The organism is Geobacillus proteiniphilus (genome assembly GCF_001908025.1).
Lineage (GTDB): Bacteria > Bacillota > Bacilli > Bacillales > Anoxybacillaceae > Geobacillus > Geobacillus proteiniphilus.
Genome location: NZ_MQMG01000034.1, coordinates 33,778 through 40,148, shown reverse-complemented (window position 1 = coordinate 40,148; position 6,371 = coordinate 33,778). Strand labels below are relative to the sequence as shown.

The window sequence follows — 6,371 nt, the reverse complement described above, 5'->3', positions numbered from 1 at the left end:
TTTTTCAAAGGGAACCGATGCGCCTTCATTCGCCGACGATATGCGGCTTTGCGGCGAACGTTGGGCAAAGCCAAGAAGCTCCATATGATTCGCAAAATCGGCCGTAAAGAGTCCCGCTGGATGAAGGATATAAACCATAAAATCAGCCGTCAAATCGTCCGTTTTGCCCTTGCCAACGGTGTTGGCGTGATTCGGATGGAAGAGTTGACGGGGATTCGAAAACGGGCAACATCGGCCAAAGAAGCAGGACGAAGCCTTCATTCCTGGTCGTTTCATCAATTGCAAACGATGATTGCCTATAAAGCGGAAATGGCGGGCATTCGGGTGGAGTGGGTGAAGCCGACCTATACAAGCCAAACATGCCGATGCGGGCATCGAGAGAAAGCGAACCGAAACGGCATCCGCTTCCGATGCCAAAAGTGCGGATACACTCTCCACGCTGACTTGAATGGCGCGATCAACATCGCCAAAGCGATTTCAGGCTTCGCCGCCTAACCTAGCGCACTGGTCACAGGTGCGCCGCCCATCGGGGTACATCTTAACCCGATGGGACGGGGTGATGACACACCCCTGAACTTGGGCGTTGTCCGAACCAGAAATGGATGAGGGCGCAAACGACCCAAGAATCCCACGCCTTTAGGCGTGTGGAGTGTCAAGGCAAAAAAGAGAGGATGGTTTCATGCGCTACGCCTTGATCACTGGAGCCTCTGGAGGCATCGGACAAAGCATCGCCCGTGTGCTCGCTCGGGAGGGATACGGACTTTTTCTTCATTACTATCGGCGACGGGCGCCTGTTGAAGCGCTGAAAGAAGAGCTTAACGATGTGCATATTGTGCCGATTGAGGCCGATTTGTCGGCGCCGGATGGGGTCGATCGGCTGCTTGCGCAAATCAACCGTCCGGTGGACGTCATCATTTATAACAGCGGAGCGAGCTATTATGGGTTGTTGACCGACATGAACGATGAATTAATCGAGCGGATGGTGCGGCTTCACATGACAAGCCCGGCGCTGCTCATCAAACGGCTGATCCCATCAATGGTGGCGAGAAAGCGCGGTCATATTGTGTTCATTTCCTCGATTTGGGGATTGTGCGGCGCTTCGTGCGAGGCGGTGTATTCGATGACAAAGGGAGGGCAGAACGCGTTTGCCAAGGCGCTCGCCAAGGAGCTTGCCCCAAGCGGCATTCGCGTCAACGCTGTTGCACCGGGGGCGATTGATACCGATATGCTGCGGGTGTTTCGTCCCGAGGAGCTAGAAGCGCTCACTGACGAAATTCCAGCCGGCCGGCTCGGCACCCCGGATGAGGTGGCGGAAACGGTGGCGTTTTTGCTGTCTGATGCCGCTTCGTATATCACCGGCCAAGTCATTTCCGTCAACGGCGGCTGGTATTGTTGAACGTATATTTTCCGGTTCGGCAGGCAAACTATCCTTGAAACATTCAACAAGGAGGGATTGACATGTCGGTATTGGATAACTTTGAACAATGGAAAGACTTTTTGGCGGAACGTTTGCAGCAAGCGCAGCAACAAGGACTAACCCAGCAAGTGATCACAGACGTCGCCTATCAAATCGGAGACTATTTGGCGAAACACGTCGATCCGAAAAACCCGGAAGAACGGGTGCTCGCTGACCTTTGGAGTGTTGCGGATGAAAAAGAGCAGCACGCCCTTGCCAACATGATGGTCAAACTGGTCCAACAACAATAATCACCCGGAAAAAGAGAGGGGGCTCCCTCTCTTTTTTCTTCCTCCTTTTCGGTTGCTTTTCCATTTACAATTATAGTAGTATGAATTTAGCATAAGGCGCTTGTGCGGACACCGGCAAGGGAGGAGACGGGATGGGCAAGCAGGAATGGTATTTGGAATATGAAATTCATGTCAACCGCCCGGGGTTGCTCGGCGACGTTGCTTCGCTGCTCGGCATGTTGTCCATTAACATCGTGACGATCAACGGTGTCCGGGATTCGCGTCGCGGCATGTTGCTTTTGTGCGACAATAATGAGCAAATTGAACGGCTGGCGACAATCTTGCGGACGATGGACAACATTACGGTGACGAAGCTGCGCCAACCGAAGCTGCTCGACCGCCTCGCCGTCCGCCACGGCCGCTACATCCAGCGCGATGCCGATGACAAAAAAACGTTCCGCTTCGTCCGGGATGAACTTGGACTGCTTGTCGATTTTATGGCGGAACTTTTTAAAGAAAAAGGGCATAAGCTAATCGGCATCCGCGGGATGCCGCGCGTTGGCAAGACAGAGTCGATCGTCGCCGCCAGCGTGTGCGCCAACAAACGATGGCTGTTTGTTTCATCGACGCTGATTAAACAGACGGTTCGCACGCAGTTGATGGAAGATGAGTATAGCGAGGACAACATTTTCATTGTCGACGGCATCGTCTCAACGCGCCGCGGGAATGAGCAGCACTGGCAGCTCATCCGTGAGCTCATGCGCCTTGAGGCGACGAAAGTCGTCGAGCATCCGGACATGTTTGTTCGCCATACGGAATACACGCTCGATGATTTTGATTATATTATTGAGCTGCGCCATGAACCGGACGAAGATATTTCCTACGAAGCGATTGACCGCCCGTCATTGTTGGGCGATGATGGGTTTTCCGAATTTGGGTTTTAATTTAAAAAAAGTGGAAGGTGTTGGCCGTTGACGGAACTAGGAAAACGTTTGCGGGAAGCACGGGAAGAAAAAAATATGAGTTTGGACGAGCTGCAGGAGATGACGAAAATTCAAAAGCGGTATTTGATCGGCATCGAAGAAGGCAACTATGCCATCATGCCTGGAAATTTTTATGTGCGTGCCTTCATCCGGCAATATGCCGAAGCGGTCGGACTTGATCCGGATGAGCTGTTTGAACAGTATAAACAGGACATTCCCCAGTCTTATCAAGATGACATTCCGCAGACGCTGTCGCGCGTGAAGACGCGCCAGCAACTGTCTGCCGAGGGGGCGAAATGGCTCGATTGGCTGCCGAAAGTGATTGTCGCGGTGGTCGTCATCGGGGTGGCTGTCCTCGTTTGGGTGCTGCTCCAGCGCGGCACCGCAAATGAGCCGCCGACAAAGACAAGCCCAAAAACAGCGGAGGTCGAAAAGCCGAAACATTCGCCGCTTGAGCAGGCGAAAGAAAAAGAGGAAGCGAAGAAAGCGGAAGAAAAGAAAGGACCAGAAGCTGAGCAACCGGCTCCGGCCGCTGAAGAAGAAAAACCGGCCGCACCAGCTGCGGCGTTGAATGTAACGGAAAAAAGCGGCAACACGGCGACGATTGAAGTCGTCACCCCCGGCATGTTTTCCATCGAGCTTTCATCCAAAGGAACGTCATGGGTCGAAGTATACAATACGAAAGGCCATACGTTTTACCGCGGCAACTTGACAAACGGGCAGACGAAAATGTTCGATCTGTCGGCCGAAAGCGAAGTATGGGTGAAAATCGGGCGCACGCTCGATGTCGAGATGAAAGTGAACGGCCAGCCGTTTGCCTATCCGTTCGCACCGAAAGAGGAAGTATACCAAAAGCTGCATTTCATTTTGAAGAAATGATGGAACAGGGCGCTTTTCCGCCAGGAAGGCGCCTGCTTTTCGCACGGACTGAACTATGTTGAATGAGCGGAGGTATTTGTGGTGAACTTGCCGAATAAAATTACGGTAGCGCGCATTATGCTCATCCCGTTTTTCTTGATCGTGATGCTCGTTCCGTTCGGGTGGGGAAGCATCCAAATCGACGGGACAGAGCTTCCGGTTGCCCATCTTGCCGGCGCGCTCATTTTCATCATCGCCTCAGCGACCGACTGGATCGATGGCTACTATGCCCGCAAATACGGGTTGGTGACGAATTTAGGGAAATTTTTAGATCCGCTTGCCGATAAATTGCTTGTGTCGGCGGCGCTTATCGTGCTTGTCGAGCTCGGGGCCGTTCCGGCGTGGATGGTGATTGTCATCATCAGCCGCGAGTTTGCCGTCACCGGTCTGCGGTTGGTGCTTGCCGGCGAGGGGGAAGTCGTCGCTGCCAACATGCTTGGCAAAATCAAGACATGGACGCAAATTGTCGCCATTTCCGCTTTATTGTTACATAACTTCCCATTCTCGCTCATTTCGTTTCCGTTCGCTGAATTGGCGCTGTGGGTGGCGGTCATTTTCACGATTTGGTCCGGCTGGGATTATTTTGCGAAAAACAGACATGCGTTTTCCCATTCGAAATAGCCGGCCGGAAAGGGGGAGAAGGTTCGTTGAACGCGGAGATCATTGCCGTTGGCTCCGAGCTGTTGCTCGGGCAAATCGCCAATACGAACGCCCAGTTTTTGTCGCAACAGCTGGCGATGCTTGGCATTAACGTCTATTTCCATACCGTCGTCGGCGACAACGCCGGCCGCCTCGAGCAGGCGGTGAAAACGGCGCAAACGAGAGCGAACCTCATCATTTTCACCGGCGGCCTCGGCCCGACGAAAGACGATTTAACGAAGGAGACGATCGCCCGTTTGCTTGACCGCCGGCTCATGATCGACGAGGAAGCGCTCCGAGCGATTGAGGCGTATTTTGCCCGCACAAACCGGCCGATGACGGAAAACAATAAAAAGCAGGCGCTTGTCTTGGAAGGATCGACGGTGCTGAAAAACGAGCACGGCATGGCGCCAGGGATGGCGCTTGTGGCAGAAGGCATTACGTACATGCTGCTGCCCGGGCCGCCGAAAGAAATGCGGCCGATGTTCACAAAATACGGAAGCGTCTTTTTGCGCCGCACGTTTTCGCTTTCCGAGCGCATCGAGTCGCGCGTGCTCCGCTTTTTCGGCATCGGCGAATCAGCGCTCGAGACGGCGATTGCTGATTTGATCGACGCCCAGTCGAACCCGACGATCGCGCCGCTGGCCGGCGACGGTGAAGTGACGCTCCGTCTGACGGCGAAGCACCAGGATGAAGCGGAGGCGAAGCGGCTTCTTGACGAAGTGGAAGCGGCCATTTTGGCGCGCGTCGGCCGCTACTGCTACGGATATAACGACGAAACGTTGTTTATGAAGACGCTCGAGCGGTTAAAAGAAAAAGGATGGACGATCGCGTCGGCCGAAAGCTTGACCGGCGGCCTTTTCCTCGAACAGCTCACCGCCGTCCCCGGCGCATCGCAAGTCGTACAGGGCGGTGTCGTCTGCTACACAAACGGCGTGAAAGAACAAGTGCTTGGCGTACCGCGCCCACTGCTTGAGGCGGAAGGGGCGGTGAGCGAGCCGTGCGCTCGCCTGCTTGCTGAAAACGTCCGCGCGATGTGCGATGCGGATATCGGCATCAGCTTCACCGGCGTCGCCGGCCCCGATCCGCTTGAGGGCCACCCCCCCGGCACCGTGTATATCGGCATCGCCGTCCGCGGGCGCAATGCGACCGTCCACCGTCTGACGTTGTCCGGCACGCGTGATGCCATTCGCATCCGCACCGCCAAATACGGCTGCTTTTTTCTGCTTGAGATGCTCGCGGCCGACTGCTGATCGGCCGCCCCCTTCCTTGAACATTCTCCACCGCACATCGTTTTTTTCCACCGCATGAGTATGGCGATTGTTGCTAGTTTCTCCACTGAAAAAACGAATGGACGTTCGTTTTTTGCTTGGCAATGGCCGCAAAACGCGGTATAGTATAAGTAGTCCTAGAATAAGGAGGAGTAGGTTAGTGAACCAAGATCGTCAAGCTGCATTGGAGCAGGCATTAAAACAAATTGAACGACAGTTTGGCAAGGGGGCCATCATGAAGCTCGGCGAGCAAGTCGACCGCAAAGTGTCGGTCGTGCCGAGCGGTTCGCTGGCGCTCGACATCGCGTTAGGCGTCGGCGGCTATCCGCGCGGGCGGATTGTGGAAATTTACGGCCCGGAATCGTCCGGGAAAACGACCGTTGCCCTTCACGCGATCGCTGAAGTGCAAAAGCGGGGCGGGCAAGCAGCTTTCATCGACGCAGAGCATGCGCTCGATCCGATTTACGCACAAAAATTAGGGGTCAATATCGATGAATTGCTGCTTTCCCAGCCTGACACGGGTGAGCAAGGTGCGTCACGTTTCCGTATAAGTGCGTAGGCACGAAAGCGGAGTCCGATGGGAACATCGGGACAACTCTACAGCCGAGTTGGAAGGTGAAATTCCTTCCCGTGGTGATAGTCCTATATCCACGAGCCTGAGACTCCTGCATGCATTCCGGTGCACCCTCACCGGGATGTATGAAGCCAGGTGAAGTCGTAACCCAAGTAGCCTAAGGCCGCAAAATGTGGCTATGGCGAAAGTGGTGCGGGGCTCCTTAAAAGACGCCTATGGTGACGAAAGGAACCTATGCGTGAAGCTCGGTTACCGGTGCTCCCTGAAAAGGGACCATACAGGACGAACCACCGTGTCTTG

At 54.5% G+C, this 6,371-nt stretch carries 7 protein-coding genes and 1 pseudogene; all 8 read left to right on the top strand.

Annotated features, from left to right (window positions below; translation table 11 throughout):
• On the top strand, positions 1–495 hold a 495-nt coding region (locus BRO54_RS12100; protein ID WP_139268067.1), incomplete at its 5' end, for an RNA-guided endonuclease TnpB family protein.
• Between the two features lie 184 nt (positions 496–679).
• Positions 680–1,396 (top strand): elongation factor P 5-aminopentanone reductase, encoded by a 717-nt coding sequence (ymfI, locus tag BRO54_RS12095; protein WP_074044095.1) that lies wholly within the window; start codon positions 680–682, stop codon positions 1,394–1,396.
• Positions 1,397–1,458: 62 nt separating this feature from the next.
• The gene (locus BRO54_RS12090; RefSeq protein ID WP_074044094.1) at positions 1,459–1,707 is read left to right on the top strand and encodes a DUF3243 domain-containing protein; all 249 of its coding nucleotides are present in this window, start codon (positions 1,459–1,461) and stop codon (positions 1,705–1,707) included.
• 131 nt (positions 1,708–1,838) lie between these two features.
• Positions 1,839–2,630 carry a DUF3388 domain-containing protein gene (locus BRO54_RS12085; RefSeq protein WP_074044093.1) on the top strand — a complete coding sequence of 264 codons (792 nt, stop codon included), beginning with the start codon at positions 1,839–1,841 and terminating at the stop codon, positions 2,628–2,630.
• A gap of 27 nt (positions 2,631–2,657) precedes the next feature.
• Positions 2,658–3,548 carry a helix-turn-helix domain-containing protein gene (locus tag BRO54_RS12080; RefSeq protein ID WP_074044092.1) on the top strand — a complete coding sequence of 297 codons (891 nt, stop codon included), beginning with the start codon at positions 2,658–2,660 and terminating at the stop codon, positions 3,546–3,548.
• 81 nt (positions 3,549–3,629) lie between these two features.
• Positions 3,630–4,208, top strand: coding sequence for a CDP-diacylglycerol--glycerol-3-phosphate 3-phosphatidyltransferase (pgsA, locus tag BRO54_RS12075; RefSeq protein WP_069304597.1), 579 nt, complete (start codon positions 3,630–3,632; stop codon positions 4,206–4,208).
• A gap of 26 nt (positions 4,209–4,234) precedes the next feature.
• The gene (locus BRO54_RS12070; RefSeq protein ID WP_074044091.1) at positions 4,235–5,479 is read left to right on the top strand and encodes a competence/damage-inducible protein A; all 1,245 of its coding nucleotides are present in this window, start codon (positions 4,235–4,237) and stop codon (positions 5,477–5,479) included.
• A gap of 178 nt (positions 5,480–5,657) precedes the next feature.
• Positions 5,658–6,026 (top strand): annotated as a pseudogene (locus tag BRO54_RS12065) (ATPase domain-containing protein); the annotation flags it as partial.
• Positions 6,027–6,371 lie beyond the last annotated feature (345 nt).

Bases quoted from the DNA above. Each gene is read 5' to 3' on its own strand.
- ymfI (WP_074044095.1), top strand. From the start codon at position 680: ATGCGCTACGCCTTGATCACTGGAGCCTCTGGAGGCATCGGACAAAGC.
- BRO54_RS12090 (WP_074044094.1), top strand. From the start codon at position 1,459: ATGTCGGTATTGGATAACTTTGAACAATGGAAAGACTTTTTGGCGGAA.
- BRO54_RS12085 (WP_074044093.1), top strand. From the start codon at position 1,839: ATGGGCAAGCAGGAATGGTATTTGGAATATGAAATTCATGTCAACCGC.